At 69.9% G+C, this 14,189-nt stretch carries 14 protein-coding genes and 1 pseudogene; 8 read left to right on the plus strand and 7 right to left on the minus strand.

All coding sequences use genetic code 11. From position 1 onward, the window contains the following. The first annotated feature begins 220 nt into the window (after nucleotides 1-220). On the plus strand, nucleotides 221-1,723 hold the full coding sequence (rpsA, locus tag ACWY4P_RS40030; RefSeq protein ID WP_456205544.1) for a 30S ribosomal protein S1: 1,503 nt from the start codon (nucleotides 221-223) through the stop codon (nucleotides 1,721-1,723). A gap of 151 nt (nucleotides 1,724-1,874) precedes the next feature. On the opposite strand, the pseudogene ACWY4P_RS40035 reads toward rpsA, so the two are convergent. After that, a pseudogene (locus tag ACWY4P_RS40035) lies at nucleotides 1,875-2,315 on the minus strand (hypothetical protein); the annotation flags it as partial. 319 nt (nucleotides 2,316-2,634) lie between these two features. Here ACWY4P_RS40035 and ACWY4P_RS40040 point away from each other — a divergent pair. The 3 genes from ACWY4P_RS40040 (at nucleotide 2,635) to ACWY4P_RS40050 (ending at nucleotide 4,799) form a co-directional block, all read left to right on the plus strand. Beyond that, on the plus strand, nucleotides 2,635-3,579 hold the full coding sequence (locus ACWY4P_RS40040; protein WP_456205545.1) for a PAC2 family protein: 945 nt from the start codon (nucleotides 2,635-2,637) through the stop codon (nucleotides 3,577-3,579). 18 nt (nucleotides 3,580-3,597) lie between these two features. Further along, nucleotides 3,598-4,215, plus strand: coding sequence for a dephospho-CoA kinase (gene coaE, locus ACWY4P_RS40045; protein ID WP_456205546.1), 618 nt, complete (start codon nucleotides 3,598-3,600; stop codon nucleotides 4,213-4,215). Between the two features lie 215 nt (nucleotides 4,216-4,430). Further along, complete coding sequence (locus ACWY4P_RS40050) at nucleotides 4,431-4,799, plus strand: tetratricopeptide repeat protein (RefSeq protein WP_014180562.1); 369 nt, start codon at nucleotides 4,431-4,433, stop codon at nucleotides 4,797-4,799. On the opposite strand, the gene ACWY4P_RS40055 is transcribed toward ACWY4P_RS40050, so the two are convergent. Next, nucleotides 4,768-5,100 carry a DUF6343 family protein gene (locus ACWY4P_RS40055; RefSeq protein WP_456205547.1) on the minus strand — a complete coding sequence of 111 codons (333 nt, stop codon included), beginning with the start codon at nucleotides 5,098-5,100 and terminating at the stop codon, nucleotides 4,768-4,770. The genes ACWY4P_RS40050 and ACWY4P_RS40055 overlap by 32 nt on opposite strands. A gap of 162 nt (nucleotides 5,101-5,262) precedes the next feature. Here ACWY4P_RS40055 and ACWY4P_RS40060 point away from each other — a divergent pair, with 162 nt between their 5' ends. The 3 genes from ACWY4P_RS40060 to ACWY4P_RS40070 all read left to right on the plus strand — a co-directional run bounded on the left by ACWY4P_RS40060 (nucleotide 5,263) and on the right by ACWY4P_RS40070 (nucleotide 9,445). Beyond that, nucleotides 5,263-6,492 (plus strand): ADP-ribosylglycohydrolase family protein, encoded by a 1,230-nt coding sequence (locus ACWY4P_RS40060; protein ID WP_456205548.1) that lies wholly within the window; start codon nucleotides 5,263-5,265, stop codon nucleotides 6,490-6,492. A 232-nt stretch (nucleotides 6,493-6,724) separates the two neighbouring features. Next, nucleotides 6,725-7,384, plus strand: coding sequence for an IS607 family transposase (locus tag ACWY4P_RS40065; protein ID WP_456205549.1), 660 nt, complete (start codon nucleotides 6,725-6,727; stop codon nucleotides 7,382-7,384). Nucleotides 7,385-7,387: 3 nt separating this feature from the next. Continuing rightward, the gene (locus tag ACWY4P_RS40070) at nucleotides 7,388-9,445 is read left to right on the plus strand and encodes a zinc ribbon domain-containing protein (protein WP_456205551.1); all 2,058 of its coding nucleotides are present in this window, start codon (nucleotides 7,388-7,390) and stop codon (nucleotides 9,443-9,445) included. A gap of 111 nt (nucleotides 9,446-9,556) precedes the next feature. Here ACWY4P_RS40070 and ACWY4P_RS40075 read toward each other — a convergent pair whose 3' ends face one another. The 3 genes from ACWY4P_RS40075 to ACWY4P_RS40085 all read right to left on the minus strand — a co-directional run bounded on the left by ACWY4P_RS40075 (nucleotide 9,557) and on the right by ACWY4P_RS40085 (nucleotide 11,825). Then, nucleotides 9,557-10,633, minus strand: coding sequence for an RNA ligase (ATP) (locus ACWY4P_RS40075; RefSeq protein WP_456205552.1), 1,077 nt, complete (start codon nucleotides 10,631-10,633; stop codon nucleotides 9,557-9,559). An 83-nt stretch (nucleotides 10,634-10,716) separates the two neighbouring features. Continuing rightward, nucleotides 10,717-10,953, minus strand: a complete 237-nt coding sequence (locus ACWY4P_RS40080) for a DUF397 domain-containing protein (RefSeq protein ID WP_456205554.1) — start codon at nucleotides 10,951-10,953, stop codon at nucleotides 10,717-10,719. Further along, the gene (locus ACWY4P_RS40085; RefSeq protein WP_456205555.1) at nucleotides 10,950-11,825 is read right to left on the minus strand and encodes a helix-turn-helix domain-containing protein; all 876 of its coding nucleotides are present in this window, start codon (nucleotides 11,823-11,825) and stop codon (nucleotides 10,950-10,952) included. The genes ACWY4P_RS40080 and ACWY4P_RS40085 overlap by 4 nt, the downstream gene beginning before the upstream one ends. 220 nt (nucleotides 11,826-12,045) lie before the next feature. Between ACWY4P_RS40085 and ACWY4P_RS40090 the strand changes: the two genes are divergently transcribed. Then, a complete protein-coding gene (locus ACWY4P_RS40090; protein WP_456205557.1) occupies nucleotides 12,046-12,444 on the plus strand; it encodes an ATP-binding protein in 399 nt (132 codons plus the stop codon). 47 nt (nucleotides 12,445-12,491) lie between these two features. Here ACWY4P_RS40090 and ACWY4P_RS40095 read toward each other — a convergent pair whose 3' ends face one another. Beyond that, entirely contained in the window at nucleotides 12,492-13,088 is a 597-nt protein-coding gene (locus ACWY4P_RS40095) for an alpha/beta fold hydrolase (protein ID WP_456205559.1), read from the minus strand. Between the two features lie 171 nt (nucleotides 13,089-13,259). Further along, nucleotides 13,260-14,171 (minus strand): helix-turn-helix transcriptional regulator, encoded by a 912-nt coding sequence (locus ACWY4P_RS40100; protein WP_456205560.1) that lies wholly within the window; start codon nucleotides 14,169-14,171, stop codon nucleotides 13,260-13,262. Nucleotides 14,172-14,189 lie beyond the last annotated feature (18 nt).

Consider the following 14,189-nt stretch of genomic DNA (forward strand, 5'->3'; position numbering starts at 1 on the left):
GGCTGCCCCCGTATGCTACAAGTTGCGCTGCGGGCCTGCGCGCCTCAGACGGAGTAGGCCGCGCTCGCATCTGTTGTATGTCCCTCGGTCACCGAGGCGCTTTTCGATCCCTCGGGAAGAGATCAACGCCTCCGAGGCTGTCCGGCTTCTGCAGTGCGGTAACGGGTCCCGGCGTAGCAGTACCTACGACTTCATGTCCGTAACCGGAGCCCTTTCCCACATGACGAGCAGCACCGAGGCAACCCGCACCACCCCGCAGGTGGCGGTAAACGACATCGGTTCCGAGGAAGCCTTCCTCGCCGCGATCGACGAGACGATCAAGTACTTCAACGACGGCGACATCGTCGACGGCGTCATCGTGAAGGTCGACCGGGACGAGGTCCTGCTCGACATCGGTTACAAGACCGAAGGCGTCATCCCTTCCCGCGAGCTTTCGATCAAGCACGACGTCGACCCGAACGAGGTCGTGGCCGTCGGCGACGAGATCGAGGCCCTGGTTCTCCAGAAGGAGGACAAGGAAGGCCGCCTGATCCTCTCGAAGAAGCGCGCCCAGTACGAGCGCGCCTGGGGCACCATCGAGAAGATCAAGGAAGAAGACGGCATCGTCACCGGTACCGTCATCGAGGTCGTCAAGGGTGGTCTCATCCTCGACATCGGCCTCCGTGGCTTCCTCCCCGCCTCCCTGGTGGAGATGCGCCGCGTCCGCGACCTTCAGCCCTACGTGGGCAAGGAGCTCGAGGCCAAGATCATCGAGCTGGACAAGAACCGCAACAACGTGGTCCTGTCCCGCCGTGCCTGGCTGGAGCAGACTCAGAGCGAGGTCCGCCAGACCTTCCTCACCACCCTCCAGAAGGGCCAGGTGCGCTCCGGCGTCGTCTCCTCCATCGTCAACTTCGGTGCCTTCGTGGACCTGGGTGGCGTCGACGGTCTGGTCCACGTCTCCGAGCTGTCCTGGAAGCACATCGACCACCCGTCCGAGGTCGTCGAGGTCGGCCAGGAGGTCACGGTCGAGGTCCTGGACGTCGACATGGACCGCGAGCGCGTCTCCCTGTCGCTCAAGGCGACCCAGGAAGACCCGTGGCAGCAGTTCGCCCGGACCCACCAGATCGGCCAGGTCGTGCCCGGCAAGGTCACCAAGCTGGTGCCGTTCGGTGCGTTCGTCCGCGTGGACGAGGGCATCGAGGGTCTGGTCCACATCTCCGAGCTGGCCGAGCGCCACGTGGAGATCCCGGAGCAGGTCGTCCAGGTCAACGACGAGATCTTCGTCAAGGTCATCGACATCGACCTCGAGCGCCGTCGCATCAGCCTCTCGCTGAAGCAGGCCAACGAGGCCTTCGGTGCCGACCCGTCCGTGGTCGAGTTCGACCCGACCCTGTACGGCATGGCCGCGTCCTACGACGACCAGGGCAACTACATCTACCCCGAGGGCTTCGACCCCGAGACCAACGACTGGCTCGAGGGCTTCGAGACCCAGCGCGAGGCCTGGGAGACCCAGTACGCCGAGGCGCAGCAGCGCTTCGAGCAGCACCAGGCGCAGGTCATCAAGTCGCGCGAGGCGGACGAGCAGGCCGCTGCCGAGACGGGCGGCGCCGCCCCGGCGCAGGGTGGCCAGGCGTCCGGCGGCGGTTCGTACTCCTCGGAGTCGGCCGACAACTCCGGCGCCCTGGCGTCGGACGAGGCGCTGGCCGCGCTCCGCGAGAAGCTGGCCGGCGGCCAGAGCTGAGCATCGGCTGCCAACGGCTTCGGCCGCCACAGCTTCGGCTGACCGGCTGAACGGCTGACCGACGTAAGGCCCGCTCTCCTGGAGAGCGGGCCTTACGCATGCCCGGGCGCGGTCCGCGCGTCCATGCCCACAAGAGCTAGGCGTGCCCCTGCACGGTGACGGAGTCGACCGTGACGCTCTCCGCCCTGTCGATCATGATGCCCTGGCGGCCGCCGGTGACCGTGATGCCCCGGACCGTCCAGTACGAGGCGCCGTCCAGGTGCAGCCCGAACGCGTAGCCGTCGCTCGCCGTGAGCACCGCTTTCGGGGAGCCGGTGAGCGTGATCCGGGAGCCGGAGGTCCCGGAGGCGGTGATCACGAAGCCGCCGCGGTAGGTGCCGTCGGCGAGCTCGATGGTGTCGCCGGGCCTGGCCGCCGCGAGGGCGTCCTTGAGCTGGGCCGCGTCGGAGACGGGGATCGGCCGGGCGGAGTTCTCGCGGCCGTCCTTCGCGGCCGCTCCGGCGGCGACCAGTGCGCCCATGGCGAGGATCCCGGCGGCGGGCGCGGCGATGAGGACACGGGTGCGGGTGCGGGTGGGGGTGCGGGAGTGCATGGGGGGTCCGCCTTCCTGCCGTGGTCAGGGGTGGCACCTTCGTGAGCGCAAATGTTCTTGTGGCTGAACGTGAGACGACAGCGTGAACCTCTGACGGGTCGCGAAGCTAGGGGCGTCATCTGGGCGCGTCAACCCCCTCATGACGCTCCGTCACTATCTGAGGTGGAGCGGGGCGTCGTCCTCCGGCGGAGCGGCGCGCCGCCGAGTACTGTCCTGATCCAGACGGTCGCGCGGACGACGCGAAGTTGAGGATGGGGGCCGGGAATGCCGCGCCGCCGCCCGACGTTCCCGAAGTGGAACACAAGGAGGAGCGGTCACAGTGCTAGATCCGCAGGATTTGTACGCATGGGAGCCGAGCGGACTCGCGGAAGTCGACGCGATAACCTCCCGGGACTCGGCCGGGCTGGTGCTGCTTTACCACTTCGACGGCTACATCGACGCCGGGGAGACCGGCGACCAGATCGTGCAGCGGCTGCTCGACGGGCTGCCGCACCAGGTCGTCGCCCGCTTCGACCACGACCGGCTCGTCGACTACCGGGCGCGCCGCCCCCTGCTCACCTTCAAGCGTGACCGCTGGACCGCGTACGAGACACCCGCGATCGAGTTGCACCTGATGCGCGACGCGACCGCGGCCCCCTTCCTGCTGCTCTCCGGGCCCGAGCCGGATGTGGAGTGGGAGCGGTTCGCGGCGGCCGTGGGCCAGCTGATCGAGCGGCTCGGGGTGCGGCTGTCGGTGAACTTCCACGGCATCCCCATGGGCGTGCCGCACACCCGCCCCGTCGGCATCACCCCGCACGGCAATCGCTCCGACCTGATGCCCGGTCACCGGGGCTACTTCGACGAGGCGCAGGTGCCCGGCAGCGCCGAGTCCCTCGTCGAGTACCGGCTCGCCGAGGCCGGACACGACGTGCTCGGCGTCGCCGCCCATGTCCCGCACTACCTGGCCCGCTCCGCCTATCCCGACGCGGCGCTCACCGCGCTGGAGGCGATCACCGCGGCCACCGGTCTGGTGCTGCCCGGAGCGGCCCACTCGCTGCGCAACGAGGCGCTCAAGACCCAGGAGGAGATCGAGCGGCAGATCTCGGAGGGGGACGAGGACCTCGTCGCACTGGTCCGCGGCCTCGAGCACCAGTACGACGCGGTGGCCGGGGCGGAGAGCCGCGGCAGCCTGGTCGCCGAGCCGGTAGAGCTGCCCTCCGCGGATGAGCTGGGGGCCGAGTTCGAGCGATTCCTGGCCGAGCGGGAGGGCGATGGGAGCGCATAGACCGCATAGGCTGACCCCATGCTGAGGCTGGGACTCACGGGCGGAATCGGCGCGGGCAAGAGCGAAGTGTCGCGCATGCTGTCCTCGTACGGAGCGGTGCTGATCGACTCCGACCGGATCGCCCGCGAGGTGGTCGAGTTGGGGACCCCCGGACTCGATGCCGTGGTCGCCGAGTTCGGGCCCGGTGTCCTCGCTCCCGACGGCGGCCTGGACCGCCCGAAGCTCGGCGGCATCGTCTTCAGCGACCCGGAGCGGCTGCGCGCTCTGAACGCGATCGTGCACCCCCTGGTCCGCGCCCGCTCCGCCGAGCTGGAGGCGGCCGCCGGGCCGGACGCCATCGTCGTCCACGACGTCCCCCTCCTCGCCGAGAACGGCCTGGCGCCCCTGTACGACGTGGTGATGGTCGTCGACGCCGCGCCCCGGACCCAGCTCGACCGGCTGGTGAGGCTGCGCGGCATGACGGAGGACGAGGCGCGGGCCCGGATGGCGGCCCAGGCGACGCGCGAGGAGCGGCTGGCCGTGGCCGATGTCGTGATCGACAACGACGGCCCGCTGGAGGAACTGGAGCCGCAGGTCAGAAAGGTCTGGACGGACCTGGCCGAGCGCGCGGCGGGCGGCACGCGGACCGAGGGCTGACTGACACCACGGGGGCGCTCGCGCCGGGGCTCTGGCGGGAATGTGCCGTGTGGCGTCATTGTTGTCTAGCGCGTACGAACGATCACCCGTACCGAGCGACCACCCGTACCAACGATCACTCGTACCAAACGATCACCTGTTCCAAACGATCACCTCGCCCGACGACCACCTCGCGCCGACGGTGATCGTCAGCGCGCTCCGGGAAGGAAACGGTTGTGCCCGAGCCCACGCCCGAGACCCATGTCATCGACTACCGCGCGGCCGAGCAGCTGCTGGCCGCCCGCGACCCGCGCGGCGCGGTGAAGCTGCTCGACTCGGTCATCACCGCCCACCCCGAGAACACCGCGGCCCGGCTCCTGCGGGCGCGCGCCTTCTTCGGCGCGGCGCAGCTCCGAGCGGCGGAGCTGGAGTTCCAGCTCGTCCTGGAGCGCGAACCGGACAACGCGTTCGCCCACTTCGCCCTCGGCCGCACCCTGCAGCGCGCCAACCGCCCCGCCGAGGCCACCCGCCACTTCCGCCTGGCGGCGGCGCTCGACCCGCGCCCGGACTTCGTCAAGGCCGCGCGCTTCGGCGAAAACGGCTGAGCCTCGGCCTCCGCGGGCCCGCCGGATGCGGGCCGCGCACCGGCGCGTACGGCGGCACGTCCCGGCCGGGCTGGTAGTGCGGCCCCTGCCGGATGTGCCGGACGACCAGGACCAGATCGGTGAGGGTGACGGCGGCCAGCACTCCGCAGGCGGCCGCCCAGCCGGGCCGGTGGACCAGCCAGAAGGCCACCGTGCCCGCGACGGTCCAGGCCAGGCCCCACAGGGCCAGCACACACCGCATGCGCAGCGGGCTGCGCGCATGCAGCGGCTCGTCGCCCGTGCGGATCAGTCGGCTCGGCATGGCGCACCATCTCCCACTACGAATCTAACGCCGCGCTCCCGCCGCGATCCGGGATCCGCGATCTGAAATCATGGCCCGAGCATCTGAGCACCATCTGAGCACCTGAGCACATCAGCATGTACCTCCGGGCGACGCCCCGGGCGGGCGATGAGGAGCCGCGCGATGATCCGCGAGTCATGGGACGAAACGGCCGCCAGGCGGGCTCGCATCCGCGGCTGCCTCCTCGGGGGCGCGATCGGCGACGCCCTGGGCAACCCGATCGAGTTCCTGTCCCTGAGCAGGATCCGCGAGACCTACGGGCCGGAGGGGATCACCGCTCCGGTCCCGGACTCGGACGGTGTCATCGGCCGGATCACCGACGACACCCAGATGACCATGTTCACCGCCGAGGGACTGATACGGGCCTGCGCCAGGGCCACGGCCAAGGGCATCGGCGGCGCCGAGGCCGCCATCGTGCGCCACGCCTATCTGCGCTGGCTCGACACCCAGAACCACCCCGCGCCGCCGCCCGCGCGACAGGGCCAGGGCCAGGGCCAGGGCCAGGACCAGGACCTGGTCCGCTCCGGCTGGCTGCGCGAGCAGAAGTGGCTGTACGCCCGCCGCGCCCCCGGCGGCGCCTGCCTGTCCGGCCTCGCCCAGGAGCACGTCCCCTCGCACTCCGACGCGCTCGACGGCACCCCCGGTCCGGTGAACACCGGCTCCAAGGGCTGCGGCACCGTGATGCGCTCCGCCCCCTTCGGCCTCACCGGCGCGGGCGCCCGCGAGTCGTTCGAATTCGCCGCCCGCTGCGCCCAGATCACCCATGGCCACCCCACCGGCTACTACGCCGCCGGCGCCCTGGCCGCGATGATCGACCTCGTCCTCGACGGCGACTCCCTGGAGGGCTCCGTCCTCCGCACCCTGGAACTGCTCACCCGCTACCCGGGACACGAGGAGACGAGCGCCGCGCTGCGCAAGGCCGTCGACCTGGCCGCGCGGGGCGAGCCCACCCCGGAGAAGACCGAGTCGCTCGGCGGCGGCTGGGTCGCCGAGGAGGCCCTGGCCATCGCGGTGTACTGCGCCCTGGCCCATACGGCGCCGCGGCGCACCCTCTACAGCAAGGGCGGCGGGATCGGCTACGACCCGAAGTGGCGGCGTACCCCCGTCCAGAGGGCCCTGCTGCTGTCCGTCAACCACTCGGGCGACAGCGACTCGACGGGCTCCATCTGCGGCAATCTGCTGGGCGCCCACTACGGTGACCTCCGCCTGCCCCCGATGTGGCTGGCGCATATCGAGGGCCGGGGCACCATCGCCGAACTCGCCGACGACTTCGCCTCCGTGTTCCACCAGTCGATCGAGATGTATGAGTTCGACGGCACGATCTTCCCGCGCTCCCGTTACCCCCTTTACTGAGCCGCTGACTACTGAGCCGCTGAACAAGCCGTTCGATCGCTGTCCCACCCAGACCTCAACGACCTCGTCCGCAGGGTTGACGGCAGTCGTTGACTTTGCCTGTGCTTCCCGGGTTTGGCTATGTATCACGACTCTCCGCCAATCGCATCGGTATGCACTGTTTTCACATCTTCGAGCGATAAGAGAACTGGTATACGGCTACAGGATGTTGGTCCTGTCTACTGTCCTGGGCATGGAACTTCTTCGTCTGTCGGTGGCCGCGTGCCGGGTGGGTCTGCACCCGGACAGGCTGCGGGTGTGGGCGGATGCGGGCAGGGTTGCGGTGGTGTGGGTCGGGCGGAAGCGGCGTTTCTCGGCTCTGGTGCTTGCCGAGTTGGCCGAGGGCGAGCGCCATGAGGTGTGGGAGCGCCGCGAGGCGTTGTCTGTGCGGGTGTCGGGCCGGACGGGACAGGAGTCGTCGTCGGCCGCGCAGGAGGCCGGGTTGCGGGCCTGTGCGGCGGGTGAGGTGGTGGCCGTGTTCCGGGATCGGGCCTCGGGGCTGCGGGAGTCGCGTCCGGGCCTGGACCGGTGGCTGCGGCGGGCGCGGGCGGGTGAGTTCACTCATGTGCGGGTGACGCACGAGGACCGGCTGGCCCGGTTCGGTACTGCGTGGATCGCCGCGCTGCTCGACCGTGACCAGGTGCGGGTGGAGGTCCTGCATCCCAGGAGTGGCGCTCCGGGCGGCAGTGAGGAGCTTCTGGCCGGCTTCAGGGTGCTGGTCGCGTCCTTCTCGCGGCGGATTACGGCATCCGTTCGCGGCAGGCCCGTCAGCGCCTGCTGGAGGCGGCCACCACCTCCCGCGGGCGCGGCAGGGGCGATGGATACCGGCACGAGAATCGGGGCGGGGGTGTGAGGGGTGCGGCGGAAGATCCAGCTGGGTGAGGGGGAGACGGAGCGGGTGGCGTGCGCGTCGGCGTCCGCGTTCCGTGGCCTGGACACCGTCACCGGCGAGGTCTTGGGCGGCGATGCGCTGGCCGGGCGGGTGGGCTGGCTGACCGCCCTGGTCGAGACGATGTGCACGTCAGTGACCGGCGCCCGCTGGAACCGCTGCGACCTGGCTCAACTCGCTTCCGGGCAGGACCTGTCGGGGCGGCGGCTGCCGTCGAACGCGTGGATGGCGCTGCGCATGCTGGGCTGGGCGGCCACCGTGCCCGAAGGCCTGTATGTCCCTGACCGGGTGCGGCGGATCGCCGAGGAACAGGCCGGGAGGGCGCTGCGCTCGGCCTGGTGGCGCACGCAGATCACCGACGCGGTGCTGGCGACCTGGCCGGCCGGTTGCGACCCGATGCAGCGTACCGAGGCCGAGTGGGAGGCGCTGCGGGCCGCGTTGCCGGACGGGCAGGCCGTTGCCGGCTCGGTCCTGCGCGCCAGGACCCGGCAGAGCGTCGCCTTCCAGACGGCCCATGGCCGGCTGCCCGCCGACATCTGTGAACTGGAGGCTGTGCCGGGCGGCGGCAATCAGGTGGTGCTGGCCGCCGCGGACAAGCAGCTGGCCACGCTGGCCCGCTGCGATCAGGACCCGGCCCACTACGCGGTCCTGACCGTGCGCCTGCCGGTGCGGCCCGACCCGTGCACCCGCGCCGACTGGCACCCGGTCGCCATCCGCTTCCGGCTGCCGCCCGTCATCGACCACACGGCTGCCCTGCACGCCCCGACCCTGCGCCTGCGCGGCGGACGCCTGCGCCTGGATGTCGCGCACACCACCGCCGTACCCAGGGCGCACCGGGGCGGGCATCTGCGGGCCGTCGCCTTCGACTACGGGCTGAACACCCTGCTTACTGGCGGGACGCTGGCCCTGACCGGCGGCACCCAGCCGGCCGTGCACACCGACGCAAGCCCCGTGTTCTTCCGCGTGGACGGGGTGCTGGCCAAGGGCGACCGGCTGCGCGTGCAGGCCGAACAGCTCTGGGCCAAGGCCGCACACCTGCAGGCCCTGATAGAGGGCCACGTCGCATCCGGCCGGCGCCCCGATCCGCTCACGGCTGCGAAGCTGGCGGTGCTGCGCGCCGAGCATGCCCGGGTGAGCCGCAAACGCGGGCGGCTGAACGAGCAGCTCGCCAAGGCGGCCGCCGGTTTCATGGTCGGCCATGCCCGGGCCGCGCAGGCGTCGGTGATCTATCTGGAGGATCTGCGGGACATGGAGGCCCGGGGCAAGGGCCGCACCCTGAACACCCGCCTGTCGCAGTCGGTGCGCGGGCAGATCGTGGCCCACACTCGCCACCGGGCCGCCCGCTATGGGATCGCGGTGGTCATCGTCCCGGCCCGGGGCACTTCCATGTACTGCCCGAGGTGCCTGACCGCCTTCCGTCACCGTGCCGCCCCCGACCGCACCACGCCGGGCTGGAAGTGGGCGTACTGCCCCAACGAGGCCTGCGGCTACAGCGCGGACCGTGATGTCGCGGCCTGGCAGCGGATCGGCGCCCGCGGTCTGCAACACCAGCATCTGACCGTCCTGGACCGCAGCAGTGGCACGTATGTGATCCGCCGCACGGCCCCGGAGCTGGACCGGCCGGTCCGGCACACCACCCACCCCGGCCCCGCCACCCCAACCGGTCCGCAGCAGCCCGCTGCCGTGGACCGGACGAAGGCGGGCCCGACGAGAAACGGCCCTGTGCCCAGGAAGCGACGCAGGGTCCCCGCCCCATCCGGAGTGAAAGCCCCGGGTGGAAAGCGTCCGGCGGGGCGGATGCCCCAGTCACCAACCCGCCGCACCCAGCGGCGGGGCAGGGGGCAGGCACCGCACACGATGAGCACCCCCACCCGGCACCAGCCACGCGGGGCCAGACTCGGCGCAGGCTTCCACCTGCACACCCACGCCACCCCCGTCACACGACGGACACAGCCGGGGGTACAGCCGAGATCTCTCTTCCACCGGGACCGGGCCGAAAACCCAGCCCCACCCAGGAAAACCTAAGCCCATCTGTGACGCTACGTCCCCGGGCCCGCTCCGCATATGTGGACGCCGTGCCTGAACACCAGGGCGGTGGCCGAGGACTCCGGTGCCCGGGCCACCCTTGGCCCACCCCTATTCGAACTCCGTGCCGCCCTTGCGCGTCAGATACGCACCGCTGACCACCTTGGCGATGGCCCGCCCGCCGAGCACGGAGCTGTACCGGTCACTCATCGCCCGGACCACCACCCCCTCCCTGATGTGCAGCCCGCTTCCGGACACGGTCTCGCGCCCCTCGGCCAGCTCCAGCACCCGCTTGGCGTCGTACGGCCCGCTGTACAGCGCCGGAACCACCGGCAGACCGCCGCCCAGCACCTTCGCCATCTCCTCCGGATCCAGCCAGCGCGACCGCCCGTCGACGTCCACCGCGATGTCGAACACGGCATACCCGGGCGCCCCGCGCCGGCTGTCGGCCCCGTATCCGAGGTCCTGCACTCCGCCCCCGTACACCTCGCCGAAGATCCCGACCCGCGCCGCACTCAGCTCGGCGGCCACCCGCGCCGCCACCGCGGGCACGCCGTGCCCGCGCACGGCCCGCCAGTACAGGTTCTTCTCGTCCTCCACCAGCGCCAGCCGCTGAGCCCCCAGTCCCTTCGACGTCACCCGCACATCCCCGCTGTCCGCGACGTACGTCAGGCAGCACGCCGTCCCGTGCAGCTTCTCGGTGACCGCGACGGCCTCCCCGTCCTCGAACACGTCCGGGTAGCGCTTGAGGTTCTCGATGTCGATCCACGGCATCAGGTCCGGCGCGGGCGCCACCTGTCCGCTCATCGCGATCGGCACCGGCGGCACCCACTTGACGATCCCGAGCCGCTCCGCGAAGTCCGCCCCCTCCCGCGCCGCCCGCTCCAGGTCCACCCCCGCCAGCGCCCGCGGTCGGCACACCAGCCCCTGCGACAGCTCCCCGCGCAGCCGGATCGCCTTGACCCGGTTGTGCCCGGCCCCCGCCAGCCTCCCCGTAAGCCCCAGCTCGCCGATCAGCTCATCGGGCAGCACCGCCTGCTCCGGCACATACACAGCGAACTCCCCAGACCGGAAGGCCCCCTTGGCCACCACGGCCCGGTAAAGCCCCACCTGCGCCAGCTCCAGCGCGTCGGCGTTCGGGTGCTCATGAATGGTCAGCCGCTCAGCGGTGACGCGCAGCGTCGACATGTTCGGGACCCCCGTCCCTCGTTCAGTGATGTGCCACCACTGTGGGGCGCGGACGAGCGGGGTGGCCACCGATTTTCTTGCCGTCAGTCGCTGAGCAAGTGGTCGAATTCTCCGGCCTTTACGCCTTGGATGAAGGCGGCGAACTCGCTCGGGGTGTAGCGCAACTCCGGACGGTCCGGGCGCTTGGAGTCGCCTATGGCGACGCCGCCCGCTATATCCATGAGCTGGACACAGTCGCTTCCGGCGCCGTTACTGAAGGAGGACTTCTGCCACTCGCTGTCGAGGGGGGCAGTGTAAAGGTCGTCCTTAGGGGTATTCATGGGAGCTCTTTCTCGATCTCTTCCATACGGCGAATGGTTTCTTGTTGAGTCAGCGCGTGTGCTGCCAGATCATGGAACTTCCGGCGACTGCGGCGGATCTCGGCTGGGTCGTCGTAGAGTGTGTCGCCTCGCACCCTTTCCTGGGAAACCACGCTGCGATTATCGCCGTCAGGGAAGTCGAGAATGGTGAATGAGGCTCCATGGGCACTTGGAGCTCCCGCGGCGAACGGGATCAGCCGCAGGCTGATGTTTGGGCGCTCTGCGGAGGCCAACAGGTGTCGGAGCTGTACCCGCATGACCTTCGGCCCGCCTGCAATCGCGCGCAGAGCGGACTCCAGGCACAGCGCATCCAACACAACTGGAATGTGCCGGTTGAGAATGTCCTGACGTTTCATCCTGGCCTCAACGAAGGCTTCGCGGCGCTCGGCGCTCTCGTGTTTCTGGCCGAAGGCTGCGATGGCTTCTACGTACTCGCGGGTTTGAAGCAGTCCAGGTACGTATGTTCCCGAATGCGCCAACACGCGCTCGGCGGCGTCTTCGAGGGAGAAGAATCGGTGGGAGTCGCCGGAGAAGAGTGCCTGGAAACGCGGCTGATCCCACCAGGCGCGGCCGAAGGACTTGCCCTGCTCGATCTGGGCGGCGATGGCCGCTCGCTCCTCTGCGCTCGCCTTGTAGGCGTCGAGCAGCGTGCGCAGTTGTTCCTCGGTGGGGAATGCCTTGCCGCGCTCGATCTTGCTCACGGTGTGCCGTGACACATCAAGTCCCGCTGCGGCGTCGTCCTGCTTGAGGCCTGCGTCAACGCGCAGGCGTTGGAGTGCCTCGCCCACGCGGCGCATGGCGAAGATCGCGTTGGTGTTGTCGCTGACCGCCACGGCTCTCCCTTCGAGTGGTGAGGTCTCCCAGCGACGTCAGGGTAGCGCTCAGATGTCGACGCATGACTCTCCGGGGTGAGATCAAGGTAACCGGCTTGCGCGCGACTGGTCGCGCGACCCACACTCTTCCGTGTACGCCATGAGTCCGTACGACTCCGGTGCGTAGTTCGACGTCGTGCGCGGTCGGCGGCATCCGGCCGTGCCCAGAAGGGTGTGGGCCATGGGTGAACGCAGCTATGTCCTGGTAACCGAGCGGTATCCCTGCCGGGCGGACGCTGTCGGCAGAGCGCGCGACCTCGCCGTACAGGCGTACGCCGCGATCCCCTGGATCGACCACGAGAGCATCCGGCTGCTGGTGAGCGAGACTGCGACCAATGCGGTACTGCACTCCGGAGGCGGTGAGTTCGACCTGATCTGCCATTCCCCATGCGATGGCGCCATCCAGATCGAACTGCACGACCGCAGCGCCAAAAAACCCGAGCGGCGTACCCACGCCGTGCTGGACAGCCACGGTCGAGGACTGGAATTGCTCGACCTCCTCGCCCCCGGGTGGTCGGTGGAGACGACGCTGACCGGCAAGGGCTTGATCTTCACCCTGGAAGGAGATGGAACTGCTTGATCAGGGCACCCGTACCAGGCGCCGTGCTGTGTCGAGAGCTGGTCCGACTACGATCCGAGGAATCCAAGCGCCTTTGAGACGAATTCGTCGTGGTATTGGAAGATTCCTCCGTGCCCGGTGTCCGGGTAGAGGGGGACGAGTTCGCCCCGGGGCAGACGTGCGGCCAGGTCGAGTGTGTTCTCGCTCGGTACCATCCGGTCGCTCTCACCATTTGCCACAAGGGTCGGATGGGCAATGCTCGACAGGTCTGTCGGAGCCTGGAGACCCCATCGGTGGATGGCCTGCAGCTGGGCGCGGAACGACGACAGCGAGAAGATGGCTTTGTCGCGGTTGTCGGTGCGCTCCTTCAGCCGTTCCAGGAAGGCACGTCCTGCCCGCCGGCCGTTGGCGGTTGCGGTGAAGAACAGGAACGACTTCGGGTCCTGGCGGGTCAGGGCGCCCTTCAGCGTGTCTCGGATGGTGAGTGCTGTGACCTTGTCGATGCCGGGGCCTCCGGCGGGGCCCGTGCCTGCGAGGATGACCTTGCGCACGAGTTGCGGTTCCTCCTGAGCGATGATCGCGATGAAGCCGCCCATGGACAACCCGAGCAGGTCGACCTGGTCGAAGCCCAGAGCCCGGATGAACATCACGGCGTCGTGAGCCATTGCCTCGATCGTGTCGAAGCGCGCGGGTTCGCACAATCCGGGACGGCTTCGTGGGCGAACTCGGACGCCGATGGCCGCAGTGTGGCGCTTCGGCGTCGGGTTCGCCTCTATGGCCGCCCAACAGGCGCGTGCACCAGATGCTGCATCCGCTGATCGAGCCGGGTGCTTCGCTTACGGCTGCTGGCGGTGCTGTTCCGCGTCCGACCGCGCCGAGCGCTGTTCAGCTTGGGGAGCGGTCATGTCGAGCAGGAGCAGGGCGTCGTGGTCGGGGGTGCCGGGTTCGGCGGTGTAGACGCCGATGCGCTGGCCAGGGGTGCCTTCCAGCTGCATGGACTGGGAGGTGAGCGTGACAGTGCCGACGCGGGGGTGGTGGAAGGTCTTCTGCGCGGGCTTGCGGCCGGTGACCTCGTAGCGCTCCCACAGCCGGGCGAAGTCGGGGCTCTTGAGGAGGAGCTCACCGACCAGGTTGGTCAGGTCGGGAGCGTCGGGGGCGGTGCCGGCGACGGCGCGCAGCCGGGCGACGCAGCCGGTGATCTGGCGATCCCAGTCCGGGAACAGATCACGCGCGGCCGGGTGGAGGAAGAGGTATCGGGCGAGGTTGCGGTGCTTGGCCGGCCAGTCCTCCAGGCCCGCGTATAGGGCGAGGCCGCCGGGGTTCCAGGCCAGCATCTCCATGCTGCGGCTGATTACGTAGGCGGGGTTCGGGCGCAGCGACTCCAGCAGCAGCTTCAGGTGGGGGCGCACGGTGCGGCTTGGCGCCGGGGGCGGTTCGGGCGCGTAGCGGGCCGCACGGGCGGCGAGCTCGCGCAGGTGCTGGTGTTCCTGATCGTCCATGTGCAGGGCGCGGGCGAGGGAGTCGAGGACGGCAGGGCTGGGGCGGGTCTCCTTGCCGCGTTCCAGTCGCACGTAGTAGTCGATGCTGATCCCGGCGAGGGTGGCCAGCTCCTCGCGGCGCAGACCGGGGGTACGGCGAATGCCGGCGCCGACGGTGAGGCCGACGTGTTCGGGGCTGGTCTGGGTGCGGCGGGCGCGCAGGTAGCGGCCCAGCTCGGCGCCCTCGCTGTGCGCGCTCTCGGATGCCATGACTCCAGTCTCACCCGC

It is taken from the genome of Streptomyces sp. LZ34, assembly GCF_053890475.1.

Excerpts from the sequence above, each read along its gene's own strand:
- ACWY4P_RS40080 (WP_456205554.1), bottom strand. The coding sequence starts at position 10,953 with ATGAATACCCCTAAGGACGACCTTTACACTGCCCCCCTCGACAGCGAG.
- ACWY4P_RS40090 (WP_456205557.1), top strand. The coding sequence starts at position 12,046 with ATGGGTGAACGCAGCTATGTCCTGGTAACCGAGCGGTATCCCTGCCGG.
- coaE (WP_456205546.1), top strand. The coding sequence starts at position 3,598 with ATGCTGAGGCTGGGACTCACGGGCGGAATCGGCGCGGGCAAGAGCGAA.
- rpsA (WP_456205544.1), top strand. The coding sequence starts at position 221 with ATGACGAGCAGCACCGAGGCAACCCGCACCACCCCGCAGGTGGCGGTA.
- ACWY4P_RS40065 (WP_456205549.1), top strand. The coding sequence starts at position 6,725 with ATGGAACTTCTTCGTCTGTCGGTGGCCGCGTGCCGGGTGGGTCTGCAC.
- ACWY4P_RS40100 (WP_456205560.1), bottom strand. The coding sequence starts at position 14,171 with ATGGCATCCGAGAGCGCGCACAGCGAGGGCGCCGAGCTGGGCCGCTAC.
- ACWY4P_RS40095 (WP_456205559.1), bottom strand. The coding sequence starts at position 13,088 with ATGGCTCACGACGCCGTGATGTTCATCCGGGCTCTGGGCTTCGACCAG.
- ACWY4P_RS40060 (WP_456205548.1), top strand. The coding sequence starts at position 5,263 with ATGATCCGCGAGTCATGGGACGAAACGGCCGCCAGGCGGGCTCGCATC.
- ACWY4P_RS40055 (WP_456205547.1), bottom strand. The coding sequence starts at position 5,100 with ATGCCGAGCCGACTGATCCGCACGGGCGACGAGCCGCTGCATGCGCGC.
- ACWY4P_RS40075 (WP_456205552.1), bottom strand. The coding sequence starts at position 10,633 with ATGTCGACGCTGCGCGTCACCGCTGAGCGGCTGACCATTCATGAGCAC.